Source organism: Rubrivirga sp. S365 (assembly GCF_032248475.1).
In the GTDB taxonomy this organism is placed as follows: domain Bacteria; phylum Bacteroidota; class Rhodothermia; order Rhodothermales; family Rubricoccaceae; genus Rubrivirga; species Rubrivirga litoralis.
The window spans coordinates 3319643-3337463 of record NZ_JAVTTN010000001.1; the positions used below are offsets into that span (position 1 = coordinate 3319643).

A 17821-nucleotide genomic window follows, 5' to 3' on the forward strand; every position below is an offset into this window, starting at 1 on the left:
GCGGGGTGGCGCTTTAGGCCGCCCCGCCCGACTTTAGACTTCCCTCGGCGGGGGCACGGCACGTCCGCGCCCCCGCCGTTTTCTTCCCCCCCTCTGTATGTCCTCCACCCCGCCCCCCACCAACGGCGCCCACGTCGTCGACGCCGTTTCCGACGCCCCGCCCGACGCGCTCGGCTCTCCCGAGGCCGACCTCGGCTTCGGCACGCGGGCCATCCACGCCGGGCAGGCCCCGGACCCCACGACGGGCGCCATCATGACGCCGGTCTACCTCACGAGCACCTACGTGCAGGAGGCGCCCGACGTCCACAAGGGGTACGACTACGCCCGCGTGGGCAACCCGACGCGGACGGCGCTCGAGGCCAACCTGGCCTCGCTCGAAGGCGCCGCCCACGGGGTCGCGTTCGCGTCCGGCGTGGCCGGCATCGACGCCATCCTCCGGCGGCTCCGGCCCGGCGACCACGTCGTGTCCACGAACGACCTCTACGGCGGGACCTACCGGCTGATGCGCCAGGTGTGGGAGCCGTTCGGCGTCGAGTTCACGTTCGTCGACCTGGGGAGCCCGGACGACCTCGACGCGGCCATCACCGACGCCACGAAGCTGGTCTGGATCGAGACGCCGACCAACCCGCTCCTCCGCGTCTACGACATCGCCGCGCTGTGCGACGTGGCGCACGCATGCGGCGTCGACGTGGCCGTCGACAACACGTTCGCCTCGCCCTACCTCCAGACGCCGCTCGCGCTCGGCGCCGACCTCGTCCTGCACTCGACGACGAAGTACCTCGGCGGGCACTCGGACGTCGTGGGCGGGGCGGTGCTCACGTCGAGCGACGAGTGGGCCGACCACCTCCGGTTCCAGATCAAGGCGGCAGGCGCGGCGCCCGGCCCGCTCGACTGCTTCCTCCTGCTGCGGGCGACAAAGACGCTCCACCTGCGCATGGAGCGGCACTGCCAGAACGCGCGCGCCGTGGCCCACTTTCTCCGCGGCCACGACGGCGTGGCTCGCGTGATGTGGCCGGGCTTCGAGGACCACCCCGCCCACGACGTCGCCGCGCGCCAGATGCGCGACTTTGGCGGCATGGTGTCGCTGGTCCTGGAGGACGACGAGGTCGAGACGGCGGTCCGCTTTATGCAGGCGCTCCGCGTGTTCTCGCTGGCCGAGAGCCTGGGCGGGGTGGAGAGCCTCGTGTCGCACCCGTCGACGATGACGCACGGCTCGATCCCCGGCGACGTCCGCCGCGCGGCCGGGCTCCCCGACAGCCTGGTGCGCCTGAGCGTGGGCGTCGAGGACGAAGCCGACCTCGTGGCCGACCTCGACCGGGCGCTCGCGTCGCTCTAGCGCCCCCGACCGCCCCGCCCCAGCGCGATCCTACAGCGGACTCGCTGTCGCCGTGCCCGCCCCATCCCCCTCCGCCCCACCCGCCGCCCCGCCCGATGCCGAGGGCGGGGCGGACGCTGACGCCGCGCCCGCTGCCAGGACGCGGGTCAACGACATCGCGCTCGCCCGCTTCGAGCGGTGGGCGCTCCCGGCGATGGCCCGGCGCTTGCCACCGTGGGTCGGGCCAGACACGCTGACGGCGACGGCGCTCGTCGGCGCCGTGCTCGCGTTCGCCGGCTACGCGCTGGCGGGGCGGAGCCTGGCCTTCGTCCACCTCGCGTCGTTCGGGCTCGTGCTCAACTGGTGGGGCGACAGCCTCGACGGAACGGTCGCGCGCGTCCGCCAGATCCGGCGCGAGCGGTACGGGTTCTACGTCGACCACGTCTGCGACGTGGCGACGGTCGCGCTCTTGTTCGGCGGGCTAGGGGCAGGGCCGCTCCTGCGGCTCGACCTCGCGCTCGGGCTGGGCGCCGTCGTGCTCATGCTGTTCAACCTCGTGAACCTGGTCACGATCGCGCGCGGCGTGTTCAAGATCTCGTTCGCCGGCGTCGGCCCGACGGAGGGCCGCCTCGTCCTCATCGCGGCGAACACCGGCCTGTGGCTGGCGGGTAACCCGACCGTGTCGGTGGCGGGGTGGAGCGGGACCGTGTTCGACGCGCTCGCGGCCGTCGCCGTCGTCGTGCTCCTCGCGGCGTGGCTGGTGGCGGCCGTCCGCGAGGGGCTTCTGATGGCGCGGCTCGACCCCCGCCCCGCCCCCGGCCAGGACGGCTACGCCGACGACCCGACGGGCCAGGGCCTCGGCCCAGCCTCCGGCGGGCGGGGCGGCCTGTCCTCTGACGACGGCGCATAGGGCGGGGCGGGGCTACGACTCTACGCGAATCTCGTCGCCGGGGCGGACGGTGCCTTCGGCGAGGACGCGCGCGTACCACCGCGTCTCATCGGGCACGCGCTTGGGCTGGATGCGCTTAAAGCCGCCGTCGGCGAACGAGTCCGCGATCGTCCGGCACGGCTCGACGCGCGTCGTGAGCTGGAGCCGGACCGCCCCGCCCACGGCCAGCACGGCGTCGGGCGCGAGGGCCGACCAGTCCAGCCCGGCGACGGTCAGGTTCTCGCCCGTGGACCCGGGGAAGACCGGGTGGCCCTCCGCCTGGAGCGCCTGGACGAGGTCGAGCGAGAACAGGCACACGGCCCGCTCCGGCCCGCCGTGGATCTTGGGATGGTTTACGGCATCGCCCTCAAGCCCGCCCCGCCCGACGAACGCGGACGCTACGGCGCGCTTGGGCACGCCGCCGGGCGAGACGTTGATCTGGAGCACGCGAGCGGACATCGGAAGGCGGAAGGCGGAAGGCGGAAGGCGGAAGGCGGAAGGCGGAAGGCGGAAGATGCCTACCCCGCCCGGCCTCAGCACGCGGGCGGGGCGGAAGACGGCCGAAATGTCAGCGGGCAGCGAGCAGAAGACGACCGCCCCGCCCGCGCCGAGGGCGGGGCGGCCGTAGTTGCATGCAACGCCGTCGGGCACGCCGTCGGGCGATCCGTACACGGGCGGGGCGGGCGCTCGTTCTCCCCGCGGGTTCGCGATGGGGCGGGGCGGCACCTCCCGCCCGCCGGCCTTGCTGAGACTTACCTCCGGTTGACCGTCCAATCGTAGTCGAACTGCACGTCGCGGTCCGCCCGCAGGTCCGCCGCCGTGCGGCCCGCGAGCGCGCGGCGGAGCGGGGCGGCGTCGGGTCGGCTCGCGAACGCGCCCGCGAGCAGGTCGCCGAGCGGACGGCGCGGCGTCTCGAAGTCGTCCGCGAACCAGTCGAACAGGGACGACAGGACCACACGGCCGCCGTCGACGCGGGCCGCTCGGGGCGAGGCCACGAACGCCCGCCACGCCCGGCCCAGGTCGGCGTCGAGCGTGGACGCTCGGAACGCCCGGCGCCCGAGCGGCGGGCACGAGACGGCCGCGCAGTTCAGCCCGACGTGGACGCGCCGGTCGACGCGGGCGGGGCGGAGCGCCTGGACCGCGCGCGGCACGGCCGCCCCGTCGACCCGGTCCTGGCGGCGGAGCGCTCCGTGCTCGATCTGGTTCAGCGTCGCCGCCCCGCCCGCGATGCGAACGGGCGTCTCGAAAAAGCGCTCGAACAGGTCCTCGTCCTCCAGATTGGCCGCGTCCGTCTGGAGGACGAGGGCGAGCACGTGGGCGTTGTACGCGTTGAGCAGGAAGGCCGTCTTCTGGTCATCCGTGCGGAGCGCGCTCGGGTCCTGCTCGGCGACGGCCGCGAGCGCGGCGTCGAGATCGGCCCGGTGCTCCCGAGCCAAAAGGCGGTAGTCGACGAGCCCGTCGGTCCCGACGACGGCGCCGAGCACGCGGTCGAGCGGCGCCTCAACGGCCGGCTGCGCCGTCGCGGACGCGGCGAGGAGCACGAGGAAAACGGCGGGGGCGGGGCGGAGCGCCCTGGCGAAACGGGTCAGCGGCATGACGGCCCAACGCCTCCACCCCGCCCCGCCGTACCTGCTACTCTCCGCCAGCCGGGCGGGGCGGCCCGACGCGGAGCGCCAGCCGCTTGACCGGCACGTCGGCGTCCGTCGTGTGGAGCACGAGCTCGACGTCGGCCGGCGACCCCGCCGGCACGGTCACGAACAGCCCGCCCGTCTGGTCCGGGAACACCGGCCGCTCGGGGAACACGACGTCGACGCCCGCCGGCGCCTCCACGCGCTCGATGCGGATCGGCCGCTCGCCTGTGTTCGCGAACCGGAACGACGTTTGCGCCTCGGCGGGTTGCGCCCCGGCGGCTTGCGCCGCCCCGCCCTCGGAGGCGACCTCGACCCGGTCGCGCTCGAACGTGAGCGAGCCCTGTGCCACCCCGCCCGCGACGAACGACGGCACGACCGTGCCCGCGATGCGGAGCGTGAGCGCCGCCGGGTCTGCCCCCTCGGCGACGACGTAGACCGTCTTCTCGAACGGCCCCGAGCGGCCCTCCGGGTCGAACGCGACCTCCACCTGCCCCTCCCCGCCCGGCGGCACCGCCGTATCGGTCCACGAGGGCGTCGTGCAGCCGCAAGCGGCCTCGACGCGCGTGAGGCGGAGCGGGGCGTCGCCCGCGTTCGTGAACCGGAACGTGTGCTGCGCGGCCTCGGCCTCGGCGATCCGGCCGAAGTCGTGGGTCGGGGCGTCGACCGCGAGCCGGCCTTGGGCAGCGGCCGCGCCAGCGGTGACGAGGAGGACGGCGAGCAGGGTGGGGAGTCGCATCATGCCTGTCAAGCGCCCGGCGGGCGGGGCGGGTTCCTCCACCCCGCCCCAACGGCTCGGCGCGGGCGGGGCGGGCACCAACGCAGACCGCCCCGCCCCTGGTCGGGGCGGGGCGGCACGGCGCGGTACACGGGCGGGGCAGGCGAGAGCACGAGCGGGGCGATCCCTCCGCTCACCCCTCTCGTCAAAACGCGAGCACCTCGCGGGCCGCCTCCAGCACGTCCTCGTCCTGCGGCAGCACGGCCTTTTCCAGCGCGTCGGCGTAGGGGATCGAGGAGAAGGCGCCGGCCACGCGCTTGACGGGCGCGTCGAGCGACCCGAACGCGGCGTCCGAGATCTGGGCGGCGATCTCGGCCCCGAAGCCCATAAACTCGTGGTCCTCGTAGGCCACGAGCACGCGGCCCGTCTTGCGCGCCGACGCGAGGACCGTCTCGCTGTCGAACGGGAGGAACGAGCGCACGTCGATGACCTCGACCGAGACGCCCTCCTTGCCGAGCGCCTTCGCGGCCGCGAGCGCCTTGTAGACGATGGCGCCCCACGTCACGATCGTGAGGTCGGTCCCCTCGCGCGCGACGCGGGCCTTGCCCAGCGGGACGAGGTAGTCGGCGTGCGGCTCCGGCGAGCGGGCCGGCCCCTGGCGGTAGAGCGCCTTGTGCTCCAGGAACAGGACCGGGTCCTCGCCGCGGATCGCGCTCTTGAGCAGGCCCTTCGCGTCGGCCGCGTTCGACGGCATGACGACCTGGAGGCCGGGGAAGTGGCCGAACAGAGCCTCGACGTTCTGGCTGTGGCAGAGGCCGCCGTGGATGTACCCGCCGGCCGGCACGCGGATGACCATCGGGCACGCCCAGTCGCCGTTCGAGCGGTAGCGCATCGACGCCACCTGGTTGCGGAGCGGCTGCATCCCGGGCCAGATGTAGTCGGCAAACTGGATCTCGACGACGGGCATGTAGCCGGCGCACGCGAGCCCGACGGCGCTCCCAATGATCGAGTGCTCGGCGAGCGGGGCGTTAAAGCAGCGGTCGCGGCCGTGCTTGGCCGTCAGCCCGCGCGTGGCCGTGAACACCCCGCCCTTGCCGCCGCCCACGTCCTCGCCGTAGACGAGCACGCGCTCGTCGCGGTCCATCTCCTCGTCGAGCGCGTGGTTGATGGCGTCGACCATGACGACGAGGTCACCCGCCTCGCCGTCCGTCTCGTACTCGCGCGTGTCCTCGCCCTCGAAGTAGACGTGGTCCGTGGCCGTCGCCGGGTCCGGGTCGGGCTCGGCCGCGACCTCGCGGGCGATCCGGTCGATCTCGACGCGGATCTCCTCCCGCATCGCCTCGACCTCGTCGTCCGTCACGATGCCGGCCTCGACGAGCCGAGCGACGAAGGCCGGGATCGGGTCACGCGCGGCGTCGGCCGAGATCGAGTCCTCCTCGCGGTACTTCCGGTGGTCGTCCGACGACGAGTGCGGCAGCAGGCGCACCACGTCGGCGTGAAGCGCGACCGGCCCCCGCCCCGCCCGGACGTGTTCGAGCGTGGCGCGGGCGACCGACGCCGACTGGAAAAAGTCGGTCCCGTCGTAGCGCGCCCGCTTCATGCCGGTGTAGCCCTCGAACAGGGGCCAGATCGAGCCGCCGGCTGTCTGCTCCGCGACCGGCACCGAGATCGCGTACTTGTTGTCCTGGATGTGGAACACGACCGGGAGCGCCTCGCGGGCGGCCCAGTTGAGCGCCTCGTGGAACGCGCCCTGACTCGTCGAGCCCTCGCCGCCCGACGTGTAGACGGCCCGCCCCGCCCCGCCCTCTTGCTCGTCGGCGTCCTCGCGCTGGACGCCGAGCCCGAACCCGACGGCCGGCAGGTACTGCGCCCCGACCGACGAAGAGGTCGACATGATGTTGAGATCGCGGTGCCCAAAGTGCTCCGGCATCTGGCGGCCGCCGCCGAACGGGTCCGACGGCTTCCCAAAGTGGGCGCGCAGCACCTCCGCCGGCGTCACGCCGACGGCGAGCGCCGTGCCCAGGTCACGGTAGTAGAAGCAGAACCAGTCGCGGCCGCCCTCGAACTCGCGCCCCAGCGCCACCTGCGTCGCCTCGTGGCCGGACGAGCCGATGTGGAAAAAGCCCTTCCCCTGCTTCAGCAGCGTCAGCATCTTCTCGTCGAGCCGGCGCGACGTGAGCATCGTGCGGAGCACGTCCTTCAGCTCCTCCGGCTCGAAGTCGTCCGGCCCGAGGAGGGTCACGTCGAGGTCGCCCTCGATCTCGGCCGGGGCCGGCTCGTCGGCCTTGGCCGCGTTCGTCTCGAAGGCGAACGCGGCGTCGACCTCGCCCGTGACCTCGTCGGTGTCGTCGGTCACGGCGTCCGCCCCACCCGCGGCGGAGGGCGGGGCGGCGTCGGCGTTCGCGGCGCCGTCGCCCGCCTCCTCGTCCGGGAGGAGAAGCGGACGGGCCGTGTAGCGGGCGGGGCGGTCGGGGGAGGTCTCGGGGTCCATAGCCATAGAGGGAGAGAGAGGACGTGAACGCGAATGCTCGGCGGCCTCGCGCCACCGCGCGCAAGATACGCGGCGGCCCCGCGATGCCCCTCCGGCTCCGCCCGACTCTCCCGCCCCGCCCCCGATCCGGCCGCGCCGACCACCCGCCCCGGCTCTCCCGCCCCACCCCTGCGCCGAGGGCGGGGCGGGTGCCGCTCCGCCCGGTCCACCGCCCCGCTCCCGACGTGCAGCGGGCGGGGTGGCCACCGCCGATCACGCCCCGCCCCGGGGGTCAGAGAGAAGCCGCTACGCCCTCGCCGCGACCGCCTCGGCCACCTGGCCGTCGCCGCCGGCCGGGGCCAGCGGGAGCTCGAACCAGAACCGCGTGCCCCGCCCCTTCGTGCTCTCGACGTGGATGGTCTCGCCGTGGGCTTCGAGGATCTGCTTGACGATGGCCAGCCCCAGCCCGGTTCCCCCCTCCTTGCGCGAGCGCGCCGTATCGACCCGGTAGAAGCGGTCGAACACGCGGTCGAGGTGATCGGCCGAGATGCCGCGCCCCGTGTCTACGACCTCGATGCGGGCCTTGTCCAGGTGCCGCCGCATCCGGCACCGCACGGACCCCTGGTCGGAGTACGCGATCGCGTTGTCGATCAGGTTCGTGAGCACCTGCCGCACCCGGTTCCGGTCGGCGTGGACGGCGAGGCTGGGGTTGTCGTAGGCCAGCTCGAGCATCTTCTCGTTCGCCTTCGGCTCGAGCATCTCGCCCACCTCCTCGATCAGGTCCTGGAGGTCGAACGTCGTCGGGCGGATCATGTCCTCGCGGTACTCCAGCCGGGCGATCTCGATGAGGTCCGAGAACAGGCTGTTCAGGCGCTGGAGGTTGGCGAGCCCCTTGTGCGCGTACTTTTTGCGCTGATCGGGCGCGAGCGAGTCCGACGCGAGCGCCTCGAGGTACCCGAACACGGCGTGGATCGGGTTTTTGACCTCGTGGCCCACGTTGCCGATAAACTCGTTCTGGACCCGCTGCATCCGCTGGAGCTCGTGGATGTCGTTGCGGAACCGCCCCGCCATGTGGTTCAGGCTCCGGGCGAGGTCCTGGAACTCGGCCGCCCGCGTCTTGACCTGGATCCGCCCGTCGAGGTCGCCCTCGTTGATCCGCTGGGCGCTCCGCGTGATGGCCTGGAGCGGCCGCGTCACGCGCCGCGCGGCGAGCCACGCCCCGAGCAGCGCGAGCACGAGGGCCAGCGCCATGCCCACGGCGAGCACGGCCTGGACGCGCTGGATGGCGACGAGGAGCGGCGGGAGCGGCTCACCCAGGCGCACGAGCAGCCCGCTCTCCGGCCGGTACAGCGCCACGTAGAGCCGCTCCTCCCCGCCCGGCCCGGCCCGCTCGGCGAACCCGACGTGGTCGACCGCCGAGAGCGCGGCGGCCACCTCGGGGCTGTCGAAGAACGCGCCGCCGTCGGTCCGCGCGGCCTCCCCGCCCGCCTGGAAGTCGCCGAGCACCTCGTCGGTCGTGGCCACGGCCACGTCGACGTTCGTGAGCCCGGCGATCTGCGCGCCGACGGCGAGCCGCGAGGCCCGGTCAGGGACCGCCTCGAGCTGGACGGCGAACCGGGCGGCTTGGTCGCGGAGCGTGGCCCGCTCGGCCTCGCCGATCTGCCCACGCAGCACGAGGAACGAGTACAGCCCGACCCCGACCACAGCCAGGCCCACGAACACCGCGAACGTGAGCATCATCCACGTCTGGGTCGAGGCCCGGCGCGGGTAGAACAGCTCGCGGACAGTGCGCCAGCGCATAGGGGGTGACGGGCTAGGAGTGACGGGTGACGGGCAAAGGCTCTGTACTGATCACCCGTCGCTCGTCACGCTTCCTGCTCGGCCTCCTCGACGAAGCGGTAGCCCACGCCGCGGACGGTCTGGATGTGCTTGGCGAACTCGCCCAGCTTTTCGCGGAGGTTCTTGATGTGAGCGTCGACGGTCCGCTCGGTCACCATCATGGCGTCCTTCCAGATCGTCTCCAGCAGCTGCTGGCGCGTGAACGCCTTGCGCGGGTGGCGGACGAGGTAGCGGAGCAGCTCGAACTCCGTCAGCGTGAGGCCGAGGTCGTCGCCGTCGAGCGTCGCGCGGTACTCGTCCTCGTAGATCGTGAGGCCGGACGTCGAGAGCGTCTTCGACTCCTCGGTCCCGGTCCGCCGGAGGACGGCGCGGAGGTTGGCGAGGACCACCTTGGGGCTGACCGGCTTGGTCAGGTACTGGTCGGCGTTTTCGAGGCCCTGGAGCTGGTCCTGCTCCTCGGTCTTCGCCGTCATCATGATGATCGGGATCGTTTCAGTCTCGACCCGGCCGCGCAGGCGCTTGGCGATCTCGAACCCGCTCATGCCCGGGAGCATGACGTCGAGGAGGATGGCGTCGACGTCGGGGCCGGCCTTGCTCAGCGCCTCGTCGGCGTCGAAGGCGGTGAGGACGTTGTAGCCGGCCTCGCGGAGGAAGTGGGAGACGATCTCGACCACGTCCTCCTCGTCGTCGACGACGAGAACGGTGATCTCCTGGGGGGTGGACGTAGCCATGTGGACGGGGGCAGACCCAAAGGGCGTGGTGAGGGGAATTGTGAAGATACCAACCCGCTCGGTAGACGCGGGCGGGGCGGTCGGGTTCTCCTCCACCGGCCGCCCCGCCCCCGTTTATCCCGCATTCTGGCCCCGGAACACGCGGGGGACGCGCGCGGCGAGGCCGCACGTGAGCTCGTACGCCATCGTCCCGGCCGCCGCCGCGGCCTCCTCGGCGCTCGGGCCGCCCCGCCCGAACACGACCGCCTCGTCGCCGCGCCGGACCGCCCCGCCCGGGCCGTCGGGGGCGCCCAGGTCCACGAGCAGGAGGTCCATGCACACGCGCCCGGCGACGGGGAAGCGGCGCCCGCCGAGGCCGACCTCGCCCCGGTTCGAGAGCGCGCGGGGGACGCCGTCGGCGTAGCCGACGGCGAGCGTCGCCACGCGTGTCGGGCGCTCGGCCGTCCACGTCCGCCCGTAGCTGACGGACTCGCCGGCGGCGACCGTCTGAACGTGGACCACGCGCGAGACGAGGCGGAGGGCGGGGCGGAGGCCGCCCATGAACGGGAGCAGGGCGGGGTCCGAGGCCAGCCCGTAGAGGACGCCGCCCAGGCGCGCGAGCGCGGGCCGCGACGTGAGCGGCGGCAGCCGCACGACGGCTGGCCCGTTGCGGACGTGGATGAGGGGCGGGGCGGCGTCGCCCAGGTCGCGGAGCACGCCGTCGAACCGGCGGACCTGCTCGAGCGCGAACGCGGCGTCGTCGCCGTCGGCCGTCGCCAGGTGCGTCCACAGCGCCTCGACCGTTACGCCGGGCGCGGCCTGGAGCCGGCGGACGGCGTCGGCGGCGGCCTCGGGCGCGAACCCCAGCCGGTGCATCCCGGTGTCGACCTTGACGTGGACCGTGAGCCCGCCCCGCTCGGCGACCGCGGCGGCGACCTCGGGCGAGGAGACGGCCGCCGTGAGGCCGTGGCGCTCGTAGGCCGCGAGCTCGCCGTCGAGCGGGGCGGCAAAGACGAGGAGCGGACCGTCGACGCCGGCCTCGCGGAGCGCGACGGCCTCGTCCAGACGCGCGACGGCGAACCGGCGGACGCCCACCCCGCCCAGCGCCCGCGCGACCGGAGCGGCCCCGTGCCCATAGGCGTTCGCTTTGACGACGGCGACGGCCTCGTCGGGCCGCGCCTTCTCCATGAGCAGGCGCGCGTTGTGGCGGATGGCGTCGAGGTCGGTCTCGGCCCAGATAGGGCCGGGCGGGGCGGGGTCGGTCATGGTCTGTCAGACCGCCCCGCCCCGCTCGGGTTCGCGGCGCCCGGGCGGGGCGACCCGCAACTCCGGGCCGTGCGGAGCGTCCACCCCGCCCTCTTCCGCCGACTCCTGCCCCGCCCGTTTCCCACCTCCGACCTCCGCGGCGCCGTCCGCCTCGTGACGGGCGCCGTGTCGGGCGTGGCCGACGTGGTCGAGGGCGTCCACGGGGCGGTCCCCGCTCCGTTCGGGCGGCGCGGGCGCGTGGGCCGCGTCGCCGGGTGGGCGTACGGCGCCGTGCGCTGGGTGACGCGCGGCGTCGGCCGCTCGCTGGACGCCGCGCTGGGCGCCGTCGGGCGGGGCGGCTCAGCGGACGGCCACCCCGCCCGGGACGCGGTCGTCGCGGCGCTCAACGGCGCGTTCGGCGACTCGCTCGCGGCGCAGGGCAACCCGCTCGCCACGCCGTTCCAGGTCCGCTACGGCGGGCGGCGGCTCGTCCTGGACACGGCGTCGGTCGCCCGCGCCGTCGCAGACCCGCGCGGTGTCCTGCTCGTGCAGATCCACGGCTTGTGCATGCACGACGGGCAGTGGGGGCGGGGCGGGGTCGACCCGGGCGCCGCGCTCGCCGACGCGCTCGGCGCCACGCGCGTAGCGGTCCGCTACAACAGCGGGCGGCACGTCTCGGAGAGCGGGCGCGACCTGGCCGTCGCGCTCGACGCGCTCGTGGCCGCGTGGCCCCGGCGCGTCCGCCGCCTCGTCGTGGTGGGGCACAGCATGGGCGGGCTCGTCGCGCGGAGCGCGCTCCACTACGCGGCCGAGGCGGGCCACGCATGGCCGGGCCTCGACGCCGCGCTCGTCACGCTGGGGACGCCCCACCACGGCGCCCCGCTCGAACGTCTGGGCAGCCTGGTCGACGCGTTCCTCGGCGCCACGCGCTACACCGCCCCGCTCGCCGCGGTCGGCCAGGCGCGGAGCGCGGGCGTGACCGACCTCCGCTTCGGGAACGTCGTGGAGGAGGACTGGGCGGGGCGGGGCCGCTTCGACCGGGCGCCGGACGCGCGCCGCCCCACGCCGCTCCCGCCGGGCGTCGCGTGCTACGTCGTCGCCGCGACGACGGGCGACGGGCGGGGCGGGGCGAGGGACCGGACGGTGGGCGACGGGCTCGTGCCGCTGGACAGCGCGCTCGGCCGCCACGCGGACCCCGCCCGCGACCTGGGCGTGCCGCCCGAGCGGCAGTGGGTGGCTGTCGGCCGGTCGCACCTCGACCTCCTGTCGGACGACGCCGTGACGGCGCGGCTGGCGTCGTGGCTTGCCCGCCCCACCCCGCCCGACAACCACCCCTACCCCCTCCTGACCAGGAGGGGGACTGCCGCCGCTCCGGTTCGACCTCCGCGTCGCCTTCGACCGCCCCGCCCAGGATTGAGCGGGGCGGGATGGAACAAACCCGGCGCCACCCCGCCCACGCGCCCCTTTTCCCTTTTCCCTTTTCCCTTTTCCCTTTTCCCTTTTCCCTTTTCCCTTTTCCCTTTTCCCTAGATCCCGCTCGCGATCAGCAGCTCGATGTCGCGGTGGGGCATCCCGAACATGGCCGCCAGGTTCTTTTTCGTGAGGTGTCGGCGGTAGACGTAAGTCCCCGTCCGCAGCGAGACGTTGGACCAGAGGGCGTCGTTGATGCTGCCGGCCTCGCCGATCTCGAGGAGGAACGGGACGAGCGCGTTCGAGAGCGCGTAGGTCGAGGTCCGGGCCACGAGCGACGGCAGGTTGGGGACGCAGTGGTGGACGACGTCGTGGGCCACGAAGGTCGGCTCGCCCGGCGTCGTCGGCCGGCTCGTCTCGATGCACCCGCCCTGGTCGATCACGAGGTCGACGACGACCGAGCCCGGCCGCATCCCCGCCACCATCTCCTCGGTGACGACGACCGGCGAGCGCTGGCCCGACAGCATGGCCGCGCCGATGACGACGTCGGCGCTCTTGACCGCGCCCTCGACGTAGGTCGGGTTGGCCATCGCCGTCGTGACGCGGCGGTCGAGGACGTGCTCGATAAAGCGGAGGGCGGGGAGGTCCGTGTCGAGGACGATGGTGTGGGCGCCGAACCCGAGCGCCGTCCGGGCCGCCCACTCGCCGATCACGCCGGCGCCGAGGATGACGACGGTCGCCGGGGGCACGCCCGAGATCCCGCCGAGCATGAGCCCGCGGCCGCCCCGCCCGCCGGGCGCCGGCGGCTCGGACTCGAGCAGGCGCGCGGCCGTCTGGACGGCGACCGACCCCGAGATCTCGTGCATCATGCGGACGATGGGGAGCGTCCCGTCGGGGTCGGCGATAAACTCGAACCCGATGCCGGTCACGCGGAGGTCCATGAGGCGCTTGAGCGTGTCCGGCTGGATCCCACCCAGGTGGAGCGCCGAGATGAGCACCTGGCGCTCGCGCATGAGCGCGAGCTCGTCCGGGCGGGGCGGGAACACCTTGGCCACGAGGTCGCTGTCGGCGTAGACCTCGCCGGCCGACTCGACCACGTCGCACCCGGCCTCGGAGTACTCGACGTCGGTGAACTGGGCGGCCTCGCCAGCGCCGGTCTCGATCCGCACCTCGTGACCGTTCGCGATGAGGAGCGCCGCGGCGTAGGGCGCCAGCGCCACGCGGCGCTCGCCGTTCGGGGCCTCACTCGGTATGCCGATGCGGAGCCGCTGCTGGGCCTCGCCGACGGCCGCGCGCTTTTCGAGGGGGAGGAGCGTGGTCTCGACGCTGAGACCCTGGATGGCGGGGATTTCCATCCGGGGAAGCTACTGCGCGGGCAGCGGGCAGCGGGCAGCGGGCAGCGGGCAGCAGGCAGCAGGCAGCAGGCAGCAGGCAGCAGGCAGCAGGCAGCAGGCAGCAGGCAGCGAAGGTGCCCCACCCCGCCCGCACCGCACGAGGGCGGGGTGGCCGTTGTAGCGGCGTTGCACGCAACGCCGTCGGGCGGTGCCGTCAGGCGGGGCGGGGCATGCGGGCGGGGCGGCGCTGTTTGGGATCGCCCCGCCCGCCCCAAACACGACGACCCGCCCCAGACACGACGAGTCGTGTCCCTACGGGTGCCCGTCGTTGGGCGGGGCGGCATCGGGCGGGGCGGCGCCTGTCTCCGACTGCCCCGCCCGCCCGGCAACCACCCCTAGCCCCTCCTGGCCAGGAGGGGGACTGCCGCCGCTCCGGTTCGACCTCCGCGTCGCCTTCGACCGCCCCGCCCAGGATTGAAAGGGGCGGGGCGGAACAAAACCGGCGCCACCCCGCCCGCGCTTCCCTTTTCCCTTTTCCCTTTTCCCTTTTCCCTTTTCCCTTTTCCCTTTTCCCTTTTCCCTTTTCCCTTTTCCCTTTTCCCTTTTCCCTTTTCCCTTTTCCCTTTTCCCTACCCCCGCCACCGCGCGAGGAGCACGCCGGCCGCGACGCCCACGTTCAGCGACTCGACGCCGCCCCGCCCCGCCCGGCCGGGGACGTGGACCGTGCCGCCCCGCTCGCGCAGGCGCCCGGCGACGTCGGCGGAAAGGCCGTGGGCCTCGCTCCCGAGCACGAGCACGGCGCGCGGGCCGGGCGCCCACTCCGAGACGGACGTGCCGCCCAGGTCGGCGCCCCACACGGCGTGGCCGTCGGCGGCGAGCGCGTCGAGGGCCGGGGCGAGGGCGGGGAGGCGCACGAGGTCCAGGTCCCACAGCCCGCCCATCGACGCGCGGACGGCCTTTGGCGTCTCGAAGTCGGCCGTCTTCTCGTCGGCCACGACGGCGTCTACGCCGAACCAGGCGGCGGTGCGGACGAGGGCGCCCACGTTGCCGGGGTCCTGCACGCCGTCGAGGGCCAGGACCGCCCCGCCCGTGCCGCCGAGCGCGCTGCGCACCACCGACGACGCGACGGCCACGACGCCCTGCGACGTCCGCGCGTCGCCGACGCGGTCGAGGTCGCGGGCGGGGAGGCGCGAGACCGGGGCCGCCGCGCGGTCGGCGAGGGCGGCGACGCGGTCGGCCTCGGCCGCCTCGTGCGAGACCAACACCTCGACGAGCGGGGCGCCCGCGGCGACCGCGGCCTCGACCGAGCGGACGCCCTCGACCAGGAACTGACCGTGCGCGACGCGGCCCTTTTTGCGGGCGAGCGAGGCGATGTCCTTGAGGCGCTGGCGGGTCATGCGGGCGGGGCGGGGTGGACCGCTAAAGATCGCTCGCCTGGGGCGCCCCCCGATCCAGGGGCGGGGCGGGGCCGCGAATCGCGTGCGGGGACGCAGGAGACGCAGGAGCACACGCCAAAGCGCCGATACCTTCGGGAGCCGGACGGCCGGAAGCGCTTCCGCACCCCGTCGTTTTTCGGCCTCCCCGGCCCGCCCCCTCCCCGCCCGCGGCGTCCCCCCGCGTACCTTCGATGGCGATCCCCCTCGTCCTCCGCCCCCCCGCCCCCGGCCCCATGCCGACACCGTTCAAGCGCGACGTCAAGACCCGCGCGCTCTACCAGGAGCCCGCGCCGCACATCGACAAGGACAACCCGTTCCAGTCGATGATGGAGCGGTTCGACGTGGCCGCCGAGCTGCTGGAGCTCGACACCGGGCTCTACGACGTGCTCCGGTCGCCGTCGCGGATCCACATCACCAGCATCCCCGTCGTCATGGACGACGGGCGGCTCCGCGTCTTCGAGGGCTACCGCGTCATCCACTCCGAGGTGCTCGGGCCGTCGAAGGGCGGCATCCGGTTCGCCCCGGACGTCCACGTGGACGAGGTCAAGGCGCTGGCGGCCTGGATGACGTGGAAGTGCGCCGTCGTCGGCGTCCCGTTCGGCGGCGCCAAGGGCGGCGTGACCTGCGACCCGTCGACGATGTCGGCCGGCGAAGTCGAGCGCCTCACGCGGCGCTACACGGCCAACCTCATCGACGTGTTCGGGCCGGACAAGGACATCCCGGCCCCCGACATGAACACGAACGAGCAGGTCATGGCGTGGCTGCTCGACACGTACTCGATGCACGCGCGGCGGACCGAGACGGCCGTCGTGACGGGCAAGCCGCTCCTCATCGGCGGCTCCGAAGGGCGCCGCGAGGCGACCGGCCGGGGCGTCATGACGACGACGCTGGCGGCCATGGAGCGGCTCGGGATGCGCGCCTCCCAGGCGACCGTCGCCGTACAGGGCTTCGGGAACGTGGGCTCGGTCGCCGCCAAGCTCCTCCGCGAGCAGGGCTGCAAGGTGGTCGCCGTCTCCGACGTCTCGGGCGGCTACTACAACGCCGACGGCATCGACATCGACGCGGCCGCCGCGTACGCGGCTGAGCACGACCGCTCGCTGGCCGGCTTCGACGGGGCCGAGCCGCTCACCAACGAGGAGCTCCTCGCACTCGACGTCGACGTGCTCGCGCCGTGCGCCAAGGAAAACCAGATCACGGCCGAGAACGCTGGCGACGTGAAGGCAAAGATCGTCGCCGAGGGCGCCAACGGCCCCACGACGCCCGAGGCCGACGCGGTCCTCAACGAGAACGGCGTGCTCGTCATCCCCGACATCCTGGCCAACGCGGGCGGGGTGACGGTCAGCTACTTCGAGTGGGTCCAGGACCGCCAGGGCTACTTTTGGAGCGCCGACCGCGTCAACCGCCGGCTCGACCGGATGATGCGCGGCGCGTTCAACCGCGTCTACGACGCGGCCGAGACGTACGACACGAGCATGCGCATCGGGGCCTACGTGATCGCGATCGAGAAGGTGGCGGGGGCGCTCAAGATGCGCGGCATCTACGCCTAGCCCGCCCCGCCCACGCGGCCTGCCGCCCCGCCCGCGCACCGTGGGCGGGGCGGTCTGCGTTTCGGCCTCCTGGTGGCGTGCGCATCGAGCGGAACGGCCGCACGCACCGACCGTCTACCTTCCCAACACCGCCCGCCACGGCATGAGCGTCCACGAGATCGAACGCGCCATCGAGAAGCTCTCGCCCCAAGACGTCGAGAAGCTCGCCGTGTGGCTGGCCGACTACCGCAACCGCGAGTGGGACGAGCAGATCGGGCGGGACCTGGACGAGGGCCGCCTCGACTCGTTCCTCGCCGCCGCCGAAGCGGAGTACGAGGCCGGGGACGTCCGGCCGCTGTGACGCACACCACGCTCGCCAGCTTCTGGAAGCACTACGACGCGCTGCCCCGGGACGTCCGACGTCTGGCCGACCGACAGTTCGAGCGGCTACAGGCCAACCCGCTCCACCCGTCGCTCCACTTCAAGAAGGTCGGCCGACGGAAGCAGCTGTGGTCCGCCCGCGTCGGCATCGGGCACCCCGCGCTCGGGTTGGACAAGCCGGAGGGCGTCGTGTGGGTGTGGATCGGGACCCACGCCGAATACGACGGGCTGCTCGGCTGACCCACCCCACCCGCTCGTCCCGCTGCCCGCGCACCGTGGGCGGGGTGGTCTGCGTTTGGAGCCGGTGCCGCTGCCCCGACTCCGCCCCGCCCTCCTGGCTCTGCTCCTCGGGGCGGGGTGTGGGGACGGCTCCAAACGCAGACCACCCCGCCCGATTTGACGCGGGAAGTCGCAGAATTCGAGTGCGAGCCTGCGGCCGCCGCCGCCCCGCTCGGCTTCTCGACGGACCGGAGCGCCTACGCTCCCGGCGACTCGCTCGTCCTCCGCCTGGTCCCGACGGCGTACCTCGAGTACAACCTCTGCCACGCTCTGCTGGAGCGGCGCCGGGCGGGGCGGTGGGCTCGCGAGCGCGGCTCCTTCCGGTTCCTGAGCGACGAGGACCGCGCGCGCGGCGTGGCGGCCGACGTGTGCAACGACATGCTCTACGCTGCGCGGGCGGGGCGGGCGGTCTGCTACGCGGTCCGGCTGAGCCGCCGGCTGGAGCCGGGGACGTACCGCTTCCAGACGGAGACGACGCGGCCGTCTCTCGCGGGGCGCGCCCTCTCCGTCCGCGACACGCTCGCCACCGCCCCGTTTGAGATCCGGTGAGGGCGGGGCGGCCGCCGGCGCCCGAACTTCGGGGCCGACCTCGTTCTCGCCCC

The 17821-nt window shown here is 73.8% G+C and carries 16 protein-coding genes; 7 read left to right on the forward strand and 9 right to left on the reverse strand.

What is annotated here, in order from left to right:
• The first annotated feature begins 97 nt into the window (after nt 1-97).
• Together RQM47_RS14535 and RQM47_RS14540 are read left to right on the forward strand one after the other, a co-directional pair.
• Entirely contained in the window at nt 98-1336 is a 1239-nt protein-coding gene (locus RQM47_RS14535; RefSeq protein ID WP_311665654.1) for a cystathionine gamma-synthase, read from the forward strand.
• A 52-nt stretch (nt 1337-1388) separates the two neighbouring features.
• The gene (locus tag RQM47_RS14540) at nt 1389-2225 is read left to right on the forward strand and encodes a CDP-alcohol phosphatidyltransferase family protein (protein WP_311665651.1); all 837 of its coding nucleotides are present in this window, start codon (nt 1389-1391) and stop codon (nt 2223-2225) included.
• A gap of 12 nt (nt 2226-2237) precedes the next feature.
• On the opposite strand, the gene RQM47_RS14545 is transcribed toward RQM47_RS14540, so the two are convergent.
• From RQM47_RS14545 to alr, 7 genes are all read right to left on the reverse strand, one after another.
• Nucleotides 2238-2915, reverse strand: coding sequence for an MOSC domain-containing protein (locus RQM47_RS14545; RefSeq protein WP_314009382.1), 678 nt, complete (start codon nt 2913-2915; stop codon nt 2238-2240).
• A gap of 80 nt (nt 2916-2995) precedes the next feature.
• Nucleotides 2996-3838: a DUF547 domain-containing protein gene (locus RQM47_RS14550; RefSeq protein WP_311665647.1), complete on the reverse strand. Its 843-nt coding sequence runs from the start codon at nt 3836-3838 to the stop codon at nt 2996-2998.
• A gap of 37 nt (nt 3839-3875) precedes the next feature.
• The gene (locus RQM47_RS14555) at nt 3876-4610 is read right to left on the reverse strand and encodes a DUF1573 domain-containing protein (protein WP_314009383.1); all 735 of its coding nucleotides are present in this window, start codon (nt 4608-4610) and stop codon (nt 3876-3878) included.
• Between the two features lie 184 nt (nt 4611-4794).
• Nucleotides 4795-7086, reverse strand: a complete 2292-nt coding sequence (locus RQM47_RS14560; RefSeq protein WP_314009384.1) for a dehydrogenase E1 component subunit alpha/beta — start codon at nt 7084-7086, stop codon at nt 4795-4797.
• Nucleotides 7087-7365: 279 nt separating this feature from the next.
• Nucleotides 7366-8859 carry a HAMP domain-containing sensor histidine kinase gene (locus RQM47_RS14565; protein WP_314009385.1) on the reverse strand — a complete coding sequence of 498 codons (1494 nt, stop codon included), beginning with the start codon at nt 8857-8859 and terminating at the stop codon, nt 7366-7368.
• A 65-nt stretch (nt 8860-8924) separates the two neighbouring features.
• Complete coding sequence (locus tag RQM47_RS14570; RefSeq protein WP_311665640.1) at nt 8925-9629, reverse strand: response regulator transcription factor; 705 nt, start codon at nt 9627-9629, stop codon at nt 8925-8927.
• A gap of 114 nt (nt 9630-9743) precedes the next feature.
• A complete protein-coding gene (gene alr, locus RQM47_RS14575; protein WP_314009386.1) occupies nt 9744-10874 on the reverse strand; it encodes an alanine racemase in 1131 nt (376 codons plus the stop codon).
• 69 nt (nt 10875-10943) lie between these two features.
• Between alr and RQM47_RS14580 the strand changes: the two genes are divergently transcribed.
• Nucleotides 10944-12383, forward strand: coding sequence for a hypothetical protein (locus RQM47_RS14580; RefSeq protein WP_314009387.1), 1440 nt, complete (start codon nt 10944-10946; stop codon nt 12381-12383).
• Here the strand turns inward: RQM47_RS14580 and RQM47_RS14585 are convergent.
• Nucleotides 12380-13618 carry an alanine dehydrogenase gene (locus tag RQM47_RS14585; protein ID WP_311666062.1) on the reverse strand — a complete coding sequence of 413 codons (1239 nt, stop codon included), beginning with the start codon at nt 13616-13618 and terminating at the stop codon, nt 12380-12382. The two genes, RQM47_RS14580 and RQM47_RS14585, sit on opposite strands and share 4 nt — an antisense overlap.
• 608 nt (nt 13619-14226) lie before the next feature.
• Nucleotides 14227-14994: an RNA methyltransferase gene (locus RQM47_RS14590; RefSeq protein ID WP_314009388.1), complete on the reverse strand. Its 768-nt coding sequence runs from the start codon at nt 14992-14994 to the stop codon at nt 14227-14229.
• A gap of 272 nt (nt 14995-15266) precedes the next feature.
• On the opposite strand from RQM47_RS14590, the gene RQM47_RS14595 reads away from it, so the two are divergent.
• The 4 genes from RQM47_RS14595 to RQM47_RS14610 all read left to right on the forward strand — a co-directional run bounded on the left by RQM47_RS14595 (nt 15267) and on the right by RQM47_RS14610 (nt 17768).
• A complete protein-coding gene (locus RQM47_RS14595; protein ID WP_314009389.1) occupies nt 15267-16580 on the forward strand; it encodes a Glu/Leu/Phe/Val dehydrogenase in 1314 nt (437 codons plus the stop codon).
• 142 nt (nt 16581-16722) lie between these two features.
• Nucleotides 16723-16920 carry a hypothetical protein gene (locus tag RQM47_RS14600; RefSeq protein ID WP_314009390.1) on the forward strand — a complete coding sequence of 66 codons (198 nt, stop codon included), beginning with the start codon at nt 16723-16725 and terminating at the stop codon, nt 16918-16920.
• On the forward strand, nt 16917-17180 hold the full coding sequence (locus tag RQM47_RS14605; protein ID WP_314009391.1) for a hypothetical protein: 264 nt from the start codon (nt 16917-16919) through the stop codon (nt 17178-17180). The genes RQM47_RS14600 and RQM47_RS14605 overlap by 4 nt, the downstream gene beginning before the upstream one ends.
• 156 nt (nt 17181-17336) lie before the next feature.
• A complete protein-coding gene (locus tag RQM47_RS14610) occupies nt 17337-17768 on the forward strand; it encodes a hypothetical protein (RefSeq protein WP_314009392.1) in 432 nt (143 codons plus the stop codon).
• Nucleotides 17769-17821: the final 53 nt, after the last annotated feature.